The sequence below is a fragment of the Streptomyces sp. NPDC091271 genome (assembly GCF_044757505.1).
GTDB lineage: Bacteria > Actinomycetota > Actinomycetes > Streptomycetales > Streptomycetaceae > Streptomyces.
The window spans coordinates 168,209-185,567 of the sequence record NZ_JBIVVD010000001.1; the positions used below are offsets into that span (position 1 = coordinate 168,209).

General features: G+C 72.7%; 13 protein-coding genes. 3 read left to right on the plus strand and 10 right to left on the minus strand.

Features of this window, described 5'->3' with window-relative positions; all coding sequences use genetic code 11:
• Positions 1–1,139: 1,139 nt before the first annotated feature.
• From ACIQM3_RS00875 to ACIQM3_RS00890, 4 genes are all read right to left on the minus strand, one after another.
• Positions 1,140–1,298 carry a DUF6760 family protein gene (locus tag ACIQM3_RS00875; RefSeq protein WP_393757426.1) on the minus strand — a complete coding sequence of 53 codons (159 nt, stop codon included), beginning with the start codon at positions 1,296–1,298 and terminating at the stop codon, positions 1,140–1,142.
• Positions 1,295–1,792, minus strand: a complete 498-nt coding sequence (locus ACIQM3_RS00880; RefSeq protein WP_401617013.1) for a hypothetical protein — start codon at positions 1,790–1,792, stop codon at positions 1,295–1,297. The genes ACIQM3_RS00875 and ACIQM3_RS00880 overlap by 4 nt, the downstream gene beginning before the upstream one ends.
• On the minus strand, positions 1,792–2,235 hold the full coding sequence (locus ACIQM3_RS00885) for a phage tail protein (protein WP_104787890.1): 444 nt from the start codon (positions 2,233–2,235) through the stop codon (positions 1,792–1,794). Before ACIQM3_RS00885 ends, ACIQM3_RS00880 begins: the two co-directional genes overlap by 1 nt.
• 65 nt (positions 2,236–2,300) lie before the next feature.
• On the minus strand, positions 2,301–3,887 hold the full coding sequence (locus ACIQM3_RS00890) for a phage tail sheath subtilisin-like domain-containing protein (RefSeq protein WP_401617016.1): 1,587 nt from the start codon (positions 3,885–3,887) through the stop codon (positions 2,301–2,303).
• Positions 3,888–4,128: 241 nt separating this feature from the next.
• Here ACIQM3_RS00890 and ACIQM3_RS00895 point away from each other — a divergent pair, with 241 nt between their 5' ends.
• On the plus strand, positions 4,129–5,670 hold the full coding sequence (locus tag ACIQM3_RS00895; RefSeq protein WP_401617019.1) for a DUF4157 domain-containing protein: 1,542 nt from the start codon (positions 4,129–4,131) through the stop codon (positions 5,668–5,670).
• Between the two features lie 116 nt (positions 5,671–5,786).
• On the plus strand, positions 5,787–7,172 hold the full coding sequence (locus ACIQM3_RS00900) for a hydrolase (RefSeq protein ID WP_401617022.1): 1,386 nt from the start codon (positions 5,787–5,789) through the stop codon (positions 7,170–7,172).
• Between the two features lie 30 nt (positions 7,173–7,202).
• On the opposite strand, the gene ACIQM3_RS00905 is transcribed toward ACIQM3_RS00900, so the two are convergent.
• The 3 genes from ACIQM3_RS00905 to ACIQM3_RS00915 all read right to left on the minus strand — a co-directional run bounded on the left by ACIQM3_RS00905 (position 7,203) and on the right by ACIQM3_RS00915 (position 10,847).
• Positions 7,203–9,350: an ATP-binding protein gene (locus ACIQM3_RS00905; RefSeq protein ID WP_401617025.1), complete on the minus strand. Its 2,148-nt coding sequence runs from the start codon at positions 9,348–9,350 to the stop codon at positions 7,203–7,205.
• The gene (locus tag ACIQM3_RS00910; RefSeq protein WP_401617027.1) at positions 9,347–10,027 is read right to left on the minus strand and encodes a DUF4255 domain-containing protein; all 681 of its coding nucleotides are present in this window, start codon (positions 10,025–10,027) and stop codon (positions 9,347–9,349) included. Before ACIQM3_RS00910 ends, ACIQM3_RS00905 begins: the two co-directional genes overlap by 4 nt.
• 163 nt (positions 10,028–10,190) lie before the next feature.
• Complete coding sequence (locus ACIQM3_RS00915) at positions 10,191–10,847, minus strand: LuxR C-terminal-related transcriptional regulator (protein WP_401617030.1); 657 nt, start codon at positions 10,845–10,847, stop codon at positions 10,191–10,193.
• Positions 10,848–11,206: 359 nt separating this feature from the next.
• Between ACIQM3_RS00915 and ACIQM3_RS00920 the strand changes: the two genes are divergently transcribed.
• Complete coding sequence (locus ACIQM3_RS00920; RefSeq protein ID WP_401617032.1) at positions 11,207–13,957, plus strand: AAA family ATPase; 2,751 nt, start codon at positions 11,207–11,209, stop codon at positions 13,955–13,957.
• An 11-nt stretch (positions 13,958–13,968) separates the two neighbouring features.
• Here the strand turns inward: ACIQM3_RS00920 and ACIQM3_RS00925 are convergent, their stop codons facing one another.
• From ACIQM3_RS00925 to ACIQM3_RS00935, 3 genes are all read right to left on the minus strand, one after another.
• Positions 13,969–14,799 (minus strand): hypothetical protein, encoded by an 831-nt coding sequence (locus tag ACIQM3_RS00925; protein WP_401617035.1) that lies wholly within the window; start codon positions 14,797–14,799, stop codon positions 13,969–13,971.
• 294 nt (positions 14,800–15,093) lie between these two features.
• Complete coding sequence (locus ACIQM3_RS00930; protein ID WP_401617038.1) at positions 15,094–16,014, minus strand: RNA polymerase sigma-70 factor; 921 nt, start codon at positions 16,012–16,014, stop codon at positions 15,094–15,096.
• Positions 16,011–17,216 (minus strand): NAD(P)/FAD-dependent oxidoreductase, encoded by a 1,206-nt coding sequence (locus ACIQM3_RS00935; protein ID WP_401617041.1) that lies wholly within the window; start codon positions 17,214–17,216, stop codon positions 16,011–16,013. The genes ACIQM3_RS00930 and ACIQM3_RS00935 overlap by 4 nt, the downstream gene beginning before the upstream one ends.
• Positions 17,217–17,359: the final 143 nt, after the last annotated feature.

Below are 17,359 nucleotides of genomic sequence, written 5' to 3' on the forward strand. Positions count from 1 at the left end.
GCGGGCGAAGGAGAGTGCGAGGGCTGGGGCGAGGGCGCGGTGCGGGGGGAGCCGGTCGCGCCGACTCCCCCTCGGTCACCTTCAGTTGATGTGGCCGGACCAGGCGCACTCCGCGTGCTCCCCGGGGCCGAGGGCTCTCGCCGGGTGGCCGGCAGGACCCGTCGCTGCACTGCCGGTGCCTTCGTCAGAGGCCGGGTCCGGGTGGGGGCGGGTGGTACCGGCGCCACGCGGACGCCGGGCGCCGGGGCGGGGGCGTTCCTGGGCCCCGGGCTCCGGACCGCCCGTACGGGTGCGGGGGACGCCCCGGACGGTGCCGATGCCTCGGCAGCGGGTGCCCGACCCGGCGCGGGGGCCGCGTCCGCACGGGCCGTGCTCCCCGCTGCGGGCGGTGCGGCGACAGCCGCGCGGTCGCCGGCGGCTGGAGGCGTCACCGCCGGAGACACCGGCAGGGACGCGGGAGTTGACGCGGAAGGACTGCCCAGGGACCGCGTCCGCACGGCCGGGGCGGCTGACGCGGGCGCCGAGGAGGCCGCCGGAGCAGCAGGCGCCGCAGCCACAGGACGTCCGGCCGCGCGCGCGGGCCCCCTGGGCCCCTGTGACGCGGGCACCGACGCGGGTGCCGACGCCGAGGTCGGCCCCGACGTGGGCGCAGACCGGGCCGGCCGTGCCGAAGGCAGCGCTCGTAGCGGCACCGCCGGGGCACGCTGCACCACCGGTTCTGCTGCCGCACCCGTCGCCAACGGCAGTGCGCCGGAGCGCCCTTCGAGCCCCGCCACCGGGCGCGCCGAGCGGGTCAGCGCCCCCGAGAGGAGGCTGTCCGCCGCGGTGTTCATGACGCCGAGCGACGGCGGCCCGGTGAACGACGGGTTCTGCCACGTCGGCAGCCGCCCGCCGAAACCGGCGTCCGCGACCACCGACCGTCCGGCGCCCATGGCCCGCTGGATCGGCGGCAGGCCGGACCAGGACGCGACGGCCGTCGGCACCGGCCCGGAGCCGGAGCCGGACGCCGGGCCCGGGTCGGCTCCCGCGCCTGAGCCCGCCGAGTCGGTGGGCCCGGTGGCCCCGGCCCCGGCGGGTGCGGTGTGTTGTGCGTCTGCGCGGGCCTCACGGCCCCGCATCCGGTCCAGGAACCCCACGGCTCAGCCCTCCGCTCCGGCGCGCGTCACGAAGGACGCGATCTGGTCCGCGTACAGCCTGCGGTCGTGGTGTTCCAGGTCCAGGATCGCGTCGAGGCTCCAGTGGAAGTGATAGGCGACGTACGCGATCTCCTCATGCAGCCGGTCGGTCGCGTACGTCACGATTCCCCCAGGCGGCTCCCGCCGAGTTCCACCTCGAACGGCTCGGAACAGTGCGGGCACTCCACCGCCGCCCGGGTGTGGCCCTCGGCGTTGATCTGCCGGTAGAAGTCCTGGAGGAACGCGAGGTCGGAGGCGAACATGTTCTCCACCGTCCCGTCGTGCACCATCGACAGCGTGCCGAGCCGGGTGATGACCCGGCCGAGCAGCACCACCGACAGATACGCGGGGTTCTCCTGGACCCGGACGTCCCGCAGCGGGATCAGTTCGTCCCGGGCCGTGGACAGACGCATCACGCCGTCCTTGTGCACGGTGCCCGCGTCGTCGACGTAGCCGCGCGGCAGCTCGAAGGGGAACTCCGTCTGCAACCGCTGCGGCACCGGAGCGGGGGCGGGGGCCGGGGCCGGAGCAGGCGTCTGCTCCGGCCCCGCCACGGCCTCGGGCGCCGGTACGTCCGTGATCGGGCCCGCGCCGGCCCTGGCCGTAGTACGCCGCATTACTCGATGACCAGTTCTTCGAAGACGATGGTCACGGTCTCCGTCAGCGCCGAGGCCTCACCGGCCTTCAGGGCGCTGGCGTCGATCTTGCTGCACCAGGCGTTGCGCATGTTGTAACGCTTCGTCGGGTTGTTCTGGTAGTCCATCACGATGATGGAGGCGTTCTTGCGCGCCGTGGACATCTGACCGGCGATCGAGTCGTTGATCCACGTCGTGAACGACGCCGACGGGGTCATACCCCGGACCACCGTGCACTGCCCGTCCTTCTGCGTGCCCGGCATGAGGCTCACCTCAGGCTTGCCCTGCGCGGAGTTGGAAAGGTGCTTGATGACGTCCTGCTCGATGGTGAGGCCGTTGACCTCCGCGAGGTACTCGACCATGACGCCGTCGATCTGGAGGCCGAAGTTGTGTGAGGTGAATGCGTCACCCGGGCCGATACTCATCTGTTTCCCGTCCTACCGAAAGTCTTGTCGATTGCGTGCGAGGGCTGTGGGCGCAGGCCGGGGGCCTACTCCTCCAGCTCGCCGTTGCCGCTGGAGAACTGGGCCAGCCGGAAGATCACGAACTCGGCGGGCTTGACCGGGGAGATGCCGATCTCGCAGATCACGCGACCGACGTCGACCGACTCCGGGGGGTTGGTCTCCTCGTCGCACTTGACGTAGAAGGCCTCCTCGGGACGCGAGCCGAAGAGGGCGCCGCTGCGCCACTCGTTGACCAGGAACGCCGATACGTTGCGCCGGATGCGGGCCCACAGGTTCGTGTCGTTCGGCTCGAACACCACCCACTGGGTGCCGATCAGGATCGACTCCTCCAGGTAGTTGAAGTACCGGCGCACGTTCAGGTAGCGCCAGGCCGGGTCCGAGGACATGGTGCGGGCGCCCCAGACGCGGACACCGCGGCCGGGGAAGGCGCGGATGCAGTTGACGCCGATGGGATTGAGCAGGTCCTGCTCACCGCGGGTGATCTGGATCTCCAGGTCCACCGCGCCGCGTACGACCTCGTTGGCGGGCGCCTTGTGCACGCCGCGCTCGAAGTCGTTGCGGGCCCAGATGCCGGAGACGTGACCGCTCGGCGGGACCAGTTTCGACTGGCCGGACGCCGGGTCGAAGACCTTGACCCAGGGGTAGTACAGGGCCGCGAACTTGGAGTCGTAGCCGGCGGTCTCCTGGCGCCAGACCCTGATCTGGCGGGCGTTCAGGCTCGGCGGCGGGTCGATGACCGCGACGCGGTCGCCCATCAGCTCGCAGTGCGCGATCAGACCGAGCTGGACCGCCTTGACGGCCTCCATGTCGATCGCCCCGCGCTGGTAGGCGGACATCAGGTCGGGGACGGCGACCATGGAGATCTCGTCCACGGCTTCCAGACCGCCGAAGCCCGTACGGTCGGCGGAGTCGCCGAGGTACTGGGCGGGCCCGGGGTGGGCGGAGGTGTCCGCCGCGGGGACGGCCGGGGCGGCGGCCGGGGCCGGGGCCGCGAGCGCCACGGTCTGGTTGTCGGGCCGTGCGAGCTGCGCGGCGGGCGCGGCCTCCTGCACGGTGATGAGCTTGGAGCGCTCCTTGACCTGCGTGACGACGTAGTTGCGGCCGCTCTTCTTGGCGGTCACGTCGAAGGTCTCGGCGGTCTTGTCGCCGTCCTTGACGACCAGCTTGAAGCGCTCGGCCGGGCCCTCGCCCTCGGGGTCGGCGACCTCGACGGTCAGCTGGCCGCTCTGCCCGGGCGCGAGCGCCGTCACCGAGAAGGTGCCCAGCTGCTGCGGCTCACCCGTCGGCAGCGCGGCCGGGGTCCTGGAGCCGGTGACCGCGGCGGGGGCGGCGTCGGACACGCCTTCGGCCGAGCCGCCGACCCGCACGACGTAGGCGGCGCTGCCACCGTTGTTGAAGAAGCCGTAGACGGAGTGCGCCAGGTAGTACCCGTCGGTGAAGTCACCGAACGCTGCGACGTACTGCGTCCAGTTGGTCACCAGGGTGGGTTCGTTCAGGGGCCCGGTCGACGCGAGGCCGACAAAGGCCGCGACCGAAGTGCCCACACCCTCGATCGGGCGCGAGCCGCTGGCCACCTCCTCGACGTATACGCCGGGCGACAGGTAGGACGGCATGCTCTGCTCTCCTCGGGGTACGAGACAGGACGGCTTTCACCTTCACGCGCGAAGCGCGTCCCCCGAAACGTCCTCCGGGGCCCGATCGGGGGCACCTCTCTTGCCCACAAGGGCACTTCTGTGCGATGCGTCCCCCTCTGCGTGACGCCGTTGCCCGCAAGGTTGCCCTCGCGGACCTGTCCGGGGCCGGTGCGGTCGGGTAGAGCTGGGTGGTCAGCTGTCCGGTTCCGAAGGGAGCGTCGTGCGCGCACACGAAACACCGGCCCCGCAGCCCGGGGACCGGAGCAAACCTCGCCGCACCGGTGCGCCGAGCACGCAGGCCGGCCGGATGCTGGCCCTCCAGCGCACGGCGGGGAACGCGGCGGTGTCGCGCGCCATCGAGGAGGAGCGGCACGCGCACGGGCCCGGGTGCGGCCACGGTGAGGCGGCGCCGTCAGGCGAGCAGTCGGCCGTGCAGCGGAGGGTGTCGGTGCAGGAGGCGATCTCCTCGCCGGGCAGCCGGCCGGAACCCCGCATCCTCGACAAGGCGCAGCAGGCGTACGGGATGAGCTTCGACCACGTCCGGCTGCACACCGGGCCGGTCGCGCAGCGTTCGGCGATGGAGTTCAACGCCGTTGCCTACACCACGGGTTCGGACATCGTCAGCCAGAAGCCGCACCTGGACGACGAGACGATCTTCCACGAGCTGGACCACGTCCGTCAGCAGACGATGGGCCCGGTGGCGGGGACGGACAACGGTGCGGGGGCCAAGGTCTCGCACCAGGACGACCCGTTCGAGAAGCAGTCCGCCGCCAACGGCCGGAAGCTGGCCCAGGGCGGCGCACCCGACCTCTCCCTGCCGGGCTCGTCCGCGCCGGTGCAGCGCGCCGTGGAGTTTCCCGGGGCGGACACACCCGAGGTCCAGCGGGTCGCTTCCGAGACCGAGGAGGCCCCGGCCAAGTACCAGCAGACGAAGCCGTCCGCCCCGGAAGACCGGGACGTGACCCTGCGCATGCTGGACCGGATGTCCCGTATCGCCCTGGAGACCATCACCAAGACGAACAGCGACTACACGGACCAACGTGGCAACCCCCAGCGCGGCAAGAGCAAGATCACTCCCCACCTGGCGGTGTCGCTCCTCCCCGGCGGCCAGACCCTGGCCATCGCGGGGAACACCGGCGAGAAGCGGGTCACCGACAACGACAAGAGTGTGGTCGAGGCGGAGCTGCGGAAGTACGTGGACGGGACCCCCGAGATGAAGCACGCCAAAGAGAGGGACCGGACGAAGCTCAAGGCCCTGACGGCGGGTGACTACTCCGAGGGGCACGGCAACGCACCCGGGCTGATCGCTGTCGGCGACGCCTTGCGCAGGCCCATCCAGTGGTTCGCGGTCGGGGGCACGGAGTCCGGCAAGAGCTCGCAGCACGGTGAGATGACGGTGCTGGGCCAGCACGTCGCCGGCTGGGTGGCGAACCCGAACACCTCGGGGGACATCGAGCAGGTCATGATGGGCGGCGTCAAGAAGGCGTGCGCCAGCTGCCAGTGGGCCTTCGAGGCCGTCAACGAGCACATCGGCCGGCCCAACGGTTACGAGGTCCAGGCCTCCGGTACCCACGCCCAGTTCTTCCCCGGCTGGCGGATGCCGGAGTGGATGAAGGCGTACCCCAAGGTGGTGGCGGAGGTGGAGGCGCAGGCAGGCAAGATCGGTGCGAAGCTGGAGAACGGGGTTCTCCAGGGGGCCATGACGGACAAGACCGTGGGCCACAATCCGGACTCCTCGGACTCCGAGTGGGACGCCGCGTAGCGGTACGGAGCCCGGACCGTACGCCGCGGGGGTGGGTCATACGGGTGAGCCCTGAGGGCACCCGGTGTGCCCTCGTGGCCCCTGACGCGCGCTACGTCCCCGCCTAACGTGGGCGTGTGAGCCTGTGGACTTCTCTCGAACCCCTCTCCACCACCGTCGACCCCGGCAGCAGCGCCACCGTGCGGCTCCGGCTTCGCAACACCGGCGATGTGGTGGACGAATACCGCTTCGAACCGATCGGCGGCCTCGCCCCCTGGACCACCGTGGAGCCGCAGACGCTCCGCCTCTATCCCGGCACCACCGGCTCGGTGGAGCTGACGTTCGCTCCGCCGCGTACGCCGGACGCCACCGCCGGGCCGAATCCGTACGCCGTACGGATCACGCCGACCGAGCATCCGGAGGCGGTGACCGTCCCGGAGGGCAACCTCACCATCACCCCCTTCACGGAGGTGCGTGCCGAGCTGGTGCCGCCGGTCGTCAAGGGCCGCTTCCGCGGCCGGCCCCGGCTCGCGGTCGACAACCTCGGCAACACCAAGGTCACCGCCTCGCTCAGCGGCAGTGACTCCGGCGACCGGCTGTCGTACGACATCCAGCCGAGCAACGTCCAGATCGAGCCGGGCCGGGCCACCTTCGTCAGGACGACGCTGAAGCCTCGGCAGATCATCTGGTTCGGGTCGAAGGAGGAGCAGCCCTACGCGCTGGCCCTGCGGCGCTCCGGTGCCAAGAGCGTGGACGTGGACGGCACCTACGTCCAGCGGGGGTTCCTGCCGGGCTGGCTGGCCACCGTGCTCGGTCTGCTCCTGACGCTGACCATCGCGTTCGTGGTGATCTGGCTGGCGTACAAGCCCCAGGTGCGGAGCATGGCGACGGAGAAGAGCTCGGAGACCGTCAGCGCCATCCCGCCGCCCAAGGAGAGCGCCGCGCCCACGTCCGCTCCGCCCACCCCGGAGCCCGAGAAGACCCCCGAGACCGAGACCAAGAGCCCCGACGGCGACGGCGGTGGCGGCGGCGGTTCGGAGACGAAGAAGCCGCCGGAGCGGACCGCGGCAGTCGCGGTGCACGAGATCGCCGCGCTCAGCGAGGGCCGTCACATCTGCTACCGCGTCTACGTGGCTGACCGCGGCTGGCAGGACCCGGTGTGCGACGGCGCCACGGCAGGCACGGTCGGCAAGGGCCTGCCCATCAAGGCCATCAACATCGCGGTGTCCAAGACCAAGGGCGTCCGGGGCGCGTCCGCCTACGTGGTCGAGGGCTGGAGGAAGGGCGACAAGTGGCAGCAGCAGAGCACCGGTAAGGACATGTACCTCGGCAGCACCAAGGAGTCGTACTCCTCCATGCAGGGCTTCACCATCGGGGTCACCGAGGGGAGCGTCTGCCAGGACAGCAACGTGAAGGACAAGGGATGGTACGGCCATTCCTGCACCAAGCCCGGTGAATGGGTCTACAGCGGCAGTCCCATGAACCTGAAGCTCCAGCTGGAAGCCATCAGGCTCAGGGTGTGACGAGCGCGGCCCGCGTCTTGCCGGGCACCGTCACCAGTTCGCCTCGCCCGGCACCAGCCGGCCCGCCTTGCGGTACTCGCGGCGGGCACCCTCCAGCAGGTCGTCCGCGCCGACCGGTTCGTCCCGCCCGGCGGCGAGGTAGGCGGCGGTGACCACCGCGCTGCGGATCGACCCCCCGGCCAGCTCGAAGTCCCGCGCCAGGGGCGTGGCGTCGATGTCCTCGGCCGACGGGACGTGCGCCAGGCCGTGATGCCACAGCGCCAGCCGCTGGCCGGCGTCCGGGAACGGGAAGTCGACCACCAGGTCCAGACGCCGGGTGAACGCCTCGTCGATGTTGGACCGCAGGTTGGTGGTGAGCAGGGCGATGCCGTCGAAGGACTCCAGCCGCTGCAGGAGGTAGGAGCTCTCCATGTTGGCGTACCGGTCGTGGGAGTCCTTGACCTCGGAGCGCTTCCCGAAGACGGCGTCGGCCTCGTCGAAGAGGAGCACGGCGTCCGTGCTGTCGGCCTCGGTGAAGATCCGTTCGAGGTTCTTCTCGGTCTCGCCGATGTACTTGTCCACGATCGAGGACAGCTGGACCACGTAGAGGTCGAGGCCCAGATCGGCCGAGACGACCTCCGCCGCCAGGGTCTTCCCGGTGCCGGACTCGCCCGCGAACATGCCGACGACGCCACGGCCGCGCCCCCCGCCGGCGCTGAGCCGCCAGTCGCCGAGGACCCGGTCGCGGTGGCGGGCGCGCAGGGCGAGTTCGCGCAGCTGCGTGAGGGGCTGGTCGGGGAGGACGAGGTCCCCCCAGCCCACGGCGGGCCGGATCCGGCGGGCGTGCTGTTCGAGGCCCGACGCCGACTGCTGCCGCGCCGCGAGCCGGATGTGCTCGGCGGTGAGCGGTGTCCCGTCGAAGCCGGCGAGTGACAGGGCGGCACGGGCCGCACGCCCGATGCGCTCGCCGCCGAGGTGGTACGGCGCCACGGTGGCGGTCAGGTCGAGATGGCCGGCGTCGGGGCCCAGAGCGGCCTGCCAGACGGCGGCGCCGCCGGCCGGTCGCCGTGGCGCCTCCAGGACGAGCGGGTCGTCCGGGGACCAGTGCGGGTCGTACGGGCGTGGGTCGGCCAGCAGCACGGTCACGTCCGTGGCCCGGGTCAGCGCTTCGACCAGCGGGCCCGGCCGGCCGGGCAGGCCGGACACCACGATCGCCCGGCCGCTGAGGCGCGCTTCGCGCAGCAGCGCGTGCACGCTGTCGTCGGTGCCGGCTGCCGAGGCGCCGGAAGAGGTGCCGGAAGAGGTGCCGAGGGAGGTGCCGGGGGCGTCCGAGGGGTGGGCGTGGCCGGAAGGGTCCGGGGGGCCGGAGTGGCCCGAGTAGCGCAGCGCGTCGACGCCCGCCGTGTGCAGGGCGGACGCGAGGGCGGCCAGGCCGTCGCCCTCGCGGTGTTCCCGCAGGTAGACGGCGATCGGACCGGCGTGCAGCCGGGCGGCCAGCTGCCGGCCGAAGGCCTCGTCCTGCTCTGCGGCGGACAGCGGGTCCGGCATGGGCTGGAGACGGCCGAGCAGCGCGGCGTCCGGGGTGTCGTCACCCAGCAGATGTGCGGCCACCCGGTCCGGCACGCGCAACGAGCGGGAGAGGAAGGGGCGTTCGGGCTCCTCGACCTCCAGCAGCCCGAGGGCGAGCAGCGGCGCCGTCGGATGTAAGCGCGCGCGGCCCTCCGGCAGATGGGCGGGGAGCCCGCACAGTTCGAGGGCCAGGCCCACCGTGGCGCGGCGGCGGCTCACGTCGTCGTTGAGGTAGCCGTAGAGCGGCTCGAAGGTGCGGTCGAGGTCCGGGGCGAGCGCGATGAGCAGGACGGCCGCGTCCCACTCGGTCAGCCGCAGCCGGGCGGCGGTCCGGGCCAGCCGGTCGTCGGCGTCGTCCGGCTGTCCGGCCCGCGTCCCCGGCGGGAGGGAGCCGTCCGGGTCCGTGGCGGGCCAGGTGTTCAGCAGGTGGAGCACGGCCTCGTCGGACAGATACAGGCCGCGCAGCGGGTCGCCCGCCGTCGGGTCGGTGGCGGAGCGCTGCTCGACCAGCGCGGTCACCGCCTCCCGCAGTCCGGCCAGCCGCGTGAGCAGCGGGTGGGAGGGGTCGCGGGGCGGGGTGTCCGGGATGTCGCCGTGCAGCGCCTCGGCGGGCGGGTGCGGGGCGTTCATCGCTTCTCCGCGCGGCGGGCCGCCGCCGCCTCCTCGTGGGCGGCGCGGGCCGCCGCCACCTGGTGCGGCCGGTGGGAGCGCCCCCGGGACTGGGAGGCTTCGCCCTCCAGGTCGCCCACGCGGACCGTCGCGCCCTCGGTGACCGGGGGCCCGGCGTCGTATTCGGGGAAGGCCGGGAAGGGCGCGGTCACCACCAGGTCCAGGGAGGGCTTGAGCTCACCGCCCAGCGCGGACCAGATCTCGGCGAAGGAGCGCGACTCGGTCTGGAGACCGGCCACCGTCAGCGGAATCGTCAGGCCGAGCCGCCCCAGCGAGCCGGGGAGCTCCTCGGGGGCCAGCAGCTCCCGGGGCAGCAGCGTCGCCAGCACGGCGGAGAGCAGCCGGTGTTCGTCCTGCGGGGTCTTCGTCCACGCCGTCACCAGGTACGACAGCCGGAACCAGCGCGGCGGCTGGCTGCGGCGCACCACGATGTTCCGTTCGTCGCGCACCGACGTGTGGCCGCGCTGCCGCCGGGTCACGTCCTCCCGGATGTCGTACAAGTAGGTGTTGACCACGGGGGCATTGCGCCGGGCCGCCCAGTCACGGGTGGGCGCCTCGAAGGACACCTCGATCCCGGAGCCGGCCAACGACCCGCCGCTGAGCAGGCGTTTGAGGACCTCGTCCACCTCGTGGATCACTCTTGCCGCTCCTGCCCTGCCGTGGTGCCTGCCGTACGTCCGGCGCCGTTGGGCGCCGTATGCCACCGATCGTGCCCTGTGTGCCGCCGGAGCCCCAGGCTCGCCGGGGACGGCCGTCGGACAGCGGTTCTGCCCGGCGGCCCGCCCGGGATTGCCCCAACGGTCAGATGTAGCCCTCCCGGAGGGCATGGGCCACGGCGTGCGCGCGGTTACGCAGATGGAGGCGGGTCGTGAGCCCGTGCATCACGTTCTTGACGGTGCGTTCGGAATAGGACAGCTTTCCGGCGATCTCGCCCGTGTCGAGGCCTTCGGCGACGAGCCGCAGTACATCGACCTCGCGGGGGGTGAGCCCCAGGGAGGGGCTGCCCTGCCGTCCGGTGCCGCCCCGGTGCAGGGTCCCCACCTGGTTGATGAGCCGGCCGAGCAGGTCCGCAGGCAGGTCGCCCTCGCCACGGGCGGCGGCCAGCACCGCCTGCACCAGCCGGTGGGCGGTGGCCTCGCGCCGCCACACGATGGCCCCGACACCGCACTCGATGACGTCCAGCAGTTCGTTCTCGCGGATCGTGTCCACCACGAGCACGGCACGCGCACCCTCGCTGCGCACGACCCGGCGCAGCCGGGTGAGAGCCGTCTCGTCGAGGGCGTCCTCGATCAGCAGGGCCACCGTGCCGGGGCGGGACTCCTCGCGCAGTTCGACCTCCGGATGCCGGCGCAGCTGACTGACGGCACCTTCGCGGCTGATCGGGTCGGGGGCGGTCACGGACACGGGCACCCGGCTTCCCAGGGCGGTGTCCGAAGTGGTCCGGGGTGAGCTGAGCAACCGTTTTCCTCTGTTCACGGATCCGCCGGGCGTGAGGGCCGTCGGCGGAAGGACCTGATCCACACTTCTGCGAATCCCGCGGAACGGGCAATCGTGGACCACCACGACGCGGACCACGAGAGAAGCGCGGCGGTCACCCGAACGTCCCGCCGGGAAGCCGTATCACCGCAGGTCAACGCGGGTGCGTACGCGGGGTGGTGGCCTTGCGGGAGCGATGCACATCCATGCCGTGAGTCTCGACACACCAAGGGCAGAAAAGGGGGCAGAAAATCTGCCCTGTGGGTCATATCACGCCACCCGGGCGCGCGCCGGTCACTCTCACAGTGCGACGGCGCGCACCATCTTCTCAGGAGGCATGCATGATCAATGCGCTGCGCGAACGCGACGACGCACACACACTGTTGGCGGCCGGGACCGAGCGCGCCCTCCGTGGCGTGGGCGGCCTCGTCCTGTTGCGCGGCGCGACCGGCACCGGCCGCACCGCCGTGCTGGAGGCCGCCGCCGCACACGCCGTGGAGCGCGGGGTGTGCGTGCTGCGTGCGCGCTGCTCCCCCGAGGACGACGGCATGCCCCTCTCGACCGTAGGGCGACTTCTCGGCCACGTTCCGGAGTACGCGGGCATGCCGTCCTCCGATTACCACCGCAGAGCCGCCCGGTTGTGGGAGCTGCTCCGCTCCCTGGCGGCGCGGTCCCCCTTGCTGCTGGCCGTGGACGACGTCCATCTGGCCGACCGTTCCTCGCGCCGCTGGCTCGCCGAGGCCGCCGGTCACCTGGACCGGATGCCGGTCCTGGTGGTGGCGACCGAGCGCAGCCAGTACGACATCGAACCGCAGCCCGCCGGTCTCACCCACGCGCTCTCCGCCTCCTTCGTCCGCACGCACACCCTCGCCCCGCTCACCGACGGCGCGTCGGCGGAGATGCTCGGAGCCCTCCTCCCCGGGGCGGACCCGGAGTGGACGGCGGAGTGCGTGCGGGCCTCGGCGGGCCATCCGCTGCTGCTGCTCGCCCTGCTGGACGATCTGCGCGGCACTCCGCCGCTCCCGCTGCCGGACTCCTGCGCCGCCCTGTACCCGGGGGCGTATCCGGCGGCCGTCGCCTGGTGGCTGGACAGCGCCGGGACGGCGACCGCCGACGTGGCGCGCGCCCTCGCCGCGCTGGAGGAGGTGGGGACGCCGGACCCCGGCGACGATCCGCCCGCTCTGCTCGCCGAGGCGACGGGAGCCGATCCCGCCCGGGTCGCGGGCTGGCTCACCGCGATGACCCGGCTCGGACTGCTGCGCCTCGGCCCCGACGGGCAGCCCCGCTACGCCCACCCGCTGCTGCGGGACGCGGTGCTCACCGGCTGGCCGACACCGCGGCGGCAGGAGGTGCACCGGGCGGCCGCGGAAGCGCTGCTGTCCCGGGGCGGACGGGTGGAGGCGGTCGCCCGGCATCTGCTCCGTGCCCCGGTCGTCGGCAAGCCGTGGGCGCTGCGCGTCCTGCGGGACGCGGTGACGGTGGCCGTCGACGGTGCGCGGGCCGACGACGCCGTCGCCTATCTGCGCCGGGCGCTCGACGAACCGCTGTCCGACGCCCGCAGGCAGCGCCTGCTGACCGAACTGGGCTCCCTGGAATACCACTCGGCGGACGCCGGGGCCGCGATATCGAGGCTGGCGGAGGCCCTGCACCTGGAGGGCGATCCCCGCGACCGGGTGCACACGGCGATCGCCCTCGGCACCGCGCTCGCAGGCCAGGGCGAGGTCCGTACGGCGATGGGGATGCTGCGCCGGACCGAGGCAGGACTGTCGGAGCACCCCGGGCTGGCCCGCACCGTGCAGACCGCCACGGCGATCCTGTCCGACCAGGACCAGGTCCAGCGGCAGGAAGCGTACGGATGGCTGGGTGAGACGGCCGCGCGCTCCCCGGAGCTGGTCGGCACCGCGGGACAGGCCCTGCTCGTGCGGTACGCGGCGACGGCCGGGCTGGTCTCGGCACAGGACGCGATGAAACAGGTGCACGCCCTGCTGGCCGTGCCCGCCGACCCGTCCGCGGAGCCGTTCCTGCTGGGCACGGCGGCCGCCGTCGCCCAGTGGGCGGACGAACTCGACGAGGCGGAAAGGCTCGTGGAGCGCGGCCTGGCCCTCCAGAGCTGCTCCCTGCTGCACCCGATGCACCGCGCCCTGGTCAACACCCGGGCCGACATCGCCGCCGCCCGGGGCGACCAGGCCGCGCTGCTCGCCGCCGCCGCGGATCCGCGCCGGATACCGGCCGACGCGGGGCCGGGCAACATCGACGCCCATGTGCTGATGGCGCTCGTGCACGCCGACCGCACCGATGAGGCACAGCGGCTCGCCGCGGGGTTCGACCTGCGCCGGGCGCCGGACTCCTGGGAGCTGAACCGTTTCCTGTACGCCCGGGGCGTGCTGCGGGCCGCCGTGGGCGATTCGGCGGGAGCGCTCCACGACTGGCTTGAGTGCGGCAGGCGCCAGCTGGCGCGCGAGGTGGTCAGCCCGGTCGTCACGCCGTGGCGGACCGCGGTCGCCGAGTGCGGCCCGGGGCCGGGGGCGGGGGAGGCGGTGGAGCTGGCGGAGGAGGAGCTGCGGCTCGCCGAGGTGTGGAACACCCCGCGCACGGTCGGCCGCGCCCTGCGGGTACTGGGCACCGTGACCGGTGGACGGCGCGGCCTGGAACTGGCCGGGGAAGCGGTGCGGATCTTACGCGGCGCGACGGCCGACACGGACATGGAGCTGATCCCGGCGCTGCTCGCGCAGGGCCGCCAGCTCATGGGCGCAGGGGAGCGCTCCCGTGCCCGCGACTGCCTGCGCGAGGCCGCGGAACGGGCGGAACGCAAGGGTGCGGTACGGTTCCACGCCCTGGCCGCCCGGGCGCTGCGCGAGGGAGGCGCCCGCCATCACTCCTCGTCCCGGACCGGGTCCGCCGCCCTGACGGCAAGTGAGCGGCGCGTCGCCGAACTGGCCGCGGACGGACGCACCAACGCGGAGATCGCCGGGCTGCTGCACCTGGCGCGGCGCACGGTGGAGACCCACCTCACCCACGCCTACCGCAAGCTGCGGATACGGCGCAGGTCCGAGCTCACCGGCGCGCTGGGGAAGCGCGGCGAGGAGGCCTGAGCGTCTCGCGTTCAGCGACGGCGGCGCGCCCAGGACGTCCTGTCCGGGCGGGGGACGAGACCCGCCCGCACCGACGCCATCCGCTCCTGCACCCCGCCGGTGGACACGGCGCCGGGAGGACCCGCCGGCACGTACGCCGCCTCGCCCCGGCACGGCGCGCAGAGTCCGCCCGCCAGCGCCTCGGGGCTGCCCGGCGCACGGCACTCGCCGCATTCCAGCGTGAGCAGCGCGGTCCGCCGCTCCGGGGCCGGGCGATACGGGGGCAACTTGTCGGTGAGCCGCCTGCGGAGCAGCGAGGCCGCGTGATGGACCGGCACGGGGAGCCCGTCGGTCAGGGCGTGCAGCAGCTCCGCCTCCGTGGCACCCCGCTCGAACCACTCGCCGACCTGCGGCTCCAGGCTCGCGCACTCCGCCGCCGACAGGCTCAGCGCGGGAGCCGTACGTCCCAGGGCGGCCAGCAGGACGAACGCCCGTGTGCGGGTGGGCTGTTGCCTCTCCTGCGGTACGTCGCCCCGGATGAACGCCACCCACCAGTCGTCGTCGCGCGCGGTCCGGGAGAAGAACGTCCGGGTCACCCAGAGCATGACCTCGTCGGTGGCGACGCACTCCCGGCCCCGGCGCAGATGCCCGGCCGCCTGGAGCCTGTTGAGCGCGGTCCGCAGGGCGCACTGTCCGTACGGAAGCACCTTGGCCAGTGTCTTCACGGAGATGTCGGAGCCGTCAGGAAGCCGGTCGATGTAGGCGGCGACGGCGGCCTCACGAGGCGCCAGATGCGAGAAGTCGCGCTCGTCGCGCGGGCGCTGGTCCGGGGCGGAACGCTTTCCGTAACCGGGGTTCGCCATGGGGTGCGGGGTCACGTACGGGGGGCGGGAGGCAGCACTAAGCTGGTCGACAGCCATCAGATCGGGTTCCAATTCAGTCGATCTCGTTGGTCAGACCCCTGTCAGGTGTTGGCGCACCGACGGGGGTCGTCTGGTTGTTGGCACGCTAGAGCGTGGCGACGGTCCGTGGCAAGTCGGTCACATCCGGTCAACTTCGCAGGCGGGGAGGGTGGGTGGGTGGGAAAGAGACCCACCATCCATTCCCTGGAAAGAGCGCTCGGGGCCCAAGGCTTGAGCCTCGGGCCCGCGACCGGCTCACCGCGTCCGGAGGGGATACGGTGCGCCCGAGCCGACCGCCCGCAGCTTGTCTGGGTTGGCGACGTTGTGGATGGTCGAGATGCGCCCGTCCTCGTCGAAGTCGAAGGTGACCGTGGCGATCACGCGGCCCGCGCCGCTGAAGACCAGGCCCGGACCGCCGTTGATCTCGACGAGTTCGGCCTTCATGTCGGCGGGCTCGACGCCCTGGTAGGTGACGGTCCCGATGGCCGCGAACCAGGCGGCCACCGTGGACGCGCCCACGACCGGGCGCAGGGCCTGGCGGACCTTGCCGCCGCCGTCCGTCCACAGCGTGACGTCCGGGGACAGCAGCTCCATCAGGGAGTTCATGTCCCCGCCGGTCGCTGCGGTGAAGAACCGTTCGGTGGCGTCGCGCTGCTGCGAACGGTCCGCCGTGAAACGCGGGCGCCGGGCCCGGACGTGTTCGCGGGCGCGGTGCGCGGCCTGCCGCACCGAGGCTTCGGACCGCTCCACCGCCTCCGCGATCTCGGCATGGCTGAAGTCGAAGACCTCCTTCAGCACGAACACCGCACGCTCAAGCGGGCTCAGCGTCTCCAGCACCACCAGCATCGCCATCGACACCGACTCGGCGTCCAGGACGGTGTCGGCGGTGTCCGCGCTGGTCAGGATCGGCTCCGGGAGCCACGGCCCCACATAGACCTCGCGCTTGTGCCGGGTGGAGCGCAGCCGGTCCATCGCCAGGTTCGACACGATCCGCGCCAGGTAGGCCTTGGGGTCGGCCACCTGGGAGCGGTCGGCGGCCGACCACTTGATCCAGGCGTCCTGCACCGTGTCCTCGGCGTCGGCCGCGGTGCCGAGGATGCGGTAGGCCACCGAGAACAGCAGGTTGCGGTACCGGTCGAAGGCGTCCTGGCCGGTGTCGGGTGCCGTCCGGGTCATCGGGCACCCCGGATCCGGGTGAAGCGGCCGCCACGGGGCCAGAACGCGCCCGACGCGGGCATCTTCTTCATGCGGACGTAGGTCGCCCAGGGGGATGCGGTCACGGTCTCCTTATACCTGGCGGCCGAACGGCCTGTCAGGTACATCCTCCGCGGGCTGTCGTCGGGCCGGGTGAACTGCACGACGGCGTCGTGCCGGCCGAGGCTGACCGGCGTGTGGTAGTAGCCGAAGCGGAAGGGCTTGGGGCGCTTTCCCCGCAGGGCGCGGACGACCGACACCGCCGCGTGCACGCCGGTCGGCATCCCGCTCTGGCAGGTGCCGTGCATGACGCCGTACCCCTGGCGGACGGCGGCCGCGTCGCCCACGGCGTAGACGTCCGGGTGGGACGTGGACCGCAGTGTGGTGTCCGTGACGATGCGGCCGCGCTCGTCGACCTCCAGGCCTGCGGCGGCGGCCAGCGGTGACACCCGCGTGCCGCTGGTCCACAGGACGAGGTCGGCCGGGATGCTCTCCCCGCCCGCCAGTTCGACCGAGTCCGGCAGCACCTTCACCACCTCGGCCCCGCCGCGCACCCGGACGGTCAGGCGGTCCAGCGCGGACCGTACGTACGCCCCGGCCTTCGGGTTCATGAGCGCGCCGGGTTCGTCGCGGCCCAGGAGCACGACGTCCAGTCCGGGGTGCTGCTCGGCGATCTCCGCGGCCGACTCGACGCCCGTCAGCCCGCTGCCGCCGACGACCACCGTGCCGCTGTCGAGCCGGGCCAGCCGGTGGGCCACCGCCTCGGCGTCCTGCGGGCTGTTCAGGGTGTACGCGTACTCCTCGACGCCCGGCACCGCCGAGGTGTCGGCCACGCTGCCCAGCCCGTACACGAGCGTGTCGTAGTGCAGGACCCGGTCGTCGTCGATCCGTACGGTCCTCGCGTCCGCGTCCACCGCCGTCACCCAGCCGCGTACGAACTGCGCGCCCGTGCCGTCGAGCAGCTCCGGGATGCTCAGCTCGTCGACCTGCTGTCCGGTCGCGGTCATGTGCAGCCGCAGCCGCTCGGTGAAGTGGTCCTGCGCGTTGACCAGGGTGACGCGTACGTCCTTCTGCCGCTTGACCCGGGCCGCCAGCTGGATCGCCGCTGCCATGCCCGCGTACCCGGCGCCCAGGATCAGGACGTGGTGGGGGGCCGGCCGGTCCGTCTCGTGCTGTGCGTTCATCGCTTCCGCCTTCTTCCGTCGCTTGCTGATGACCTCGGGACGGAAGCTGCGGGCCCGCCTGTGACGCGACATGAATGTGACCTGCGTCACATGTGACGTGAAGGGCCCCACCCGGCCTCGGGTGGGGCCCTTCCAGTCGTATC

Excerpts from the sequence above, each read along its gene's own strand:
- ACIQM3_RS00935 (WP_401617041.1), bottom strand. The coding sequence starts at position 17,216 with ATGAACGCACAGCACGAGACGGACCGGCCGGCCCCCCACCACGTCCTG.
- ACIQM3_RS00880 (WP_401617013.1), bottom strand. The coding sequence starts at position 1,792 with ATGCGGCGTACTACGGCCAGGGCCGGCGCGGGCCCGATCACGGACGTA.
- ACIQM3_RS00905 (WP_401617025.1), bottom strand. The coding sequence starts at position 9,350 with ATGAACGCCCCGCACCCGCCCGCCGAGGCGCTGCACGGCGACATCCCG.
- ACIQM3_RS00890 (WP_401617016.1), bottom strand. The coding sequence starts at position 3,887 with ATGCCGTCCTACCTGTCGCCCGGCGTATACGTCGAGGAGGTGGCCAGC.
- ACIQM3_RS00925 (WP_401617035.1), bottom strand. The coding sequence starts at position 14,799 with ATGGCGAACCCCGGTTACGGAAAGCGTTCCGCCCCGGACCAGCGCCCG.
- ACIQM3_RS00920 (WP_401617032.1), top strand. The coding sequence starts at position 11,207 with ATGATCAATGCGCTGCGCGAACGCGACGACGCACACACACTGTTGGCG.
- ACIQM3_RS00885 (WP_104787890.1), bottom strand. The coding sequence starts at position 2,235 with ATGAGTATCGGCCCGGGTGACGCATTCACCTCACACAACTTCGGCCTC.
- ACIQM3_RS00930 (WP_401617038.1), bottom strand. The coding sequence starts at position 16,014 with ATGACCCGGACGGCACCCGACACCGGCCAGGACGCCTTCGACCGGTAC.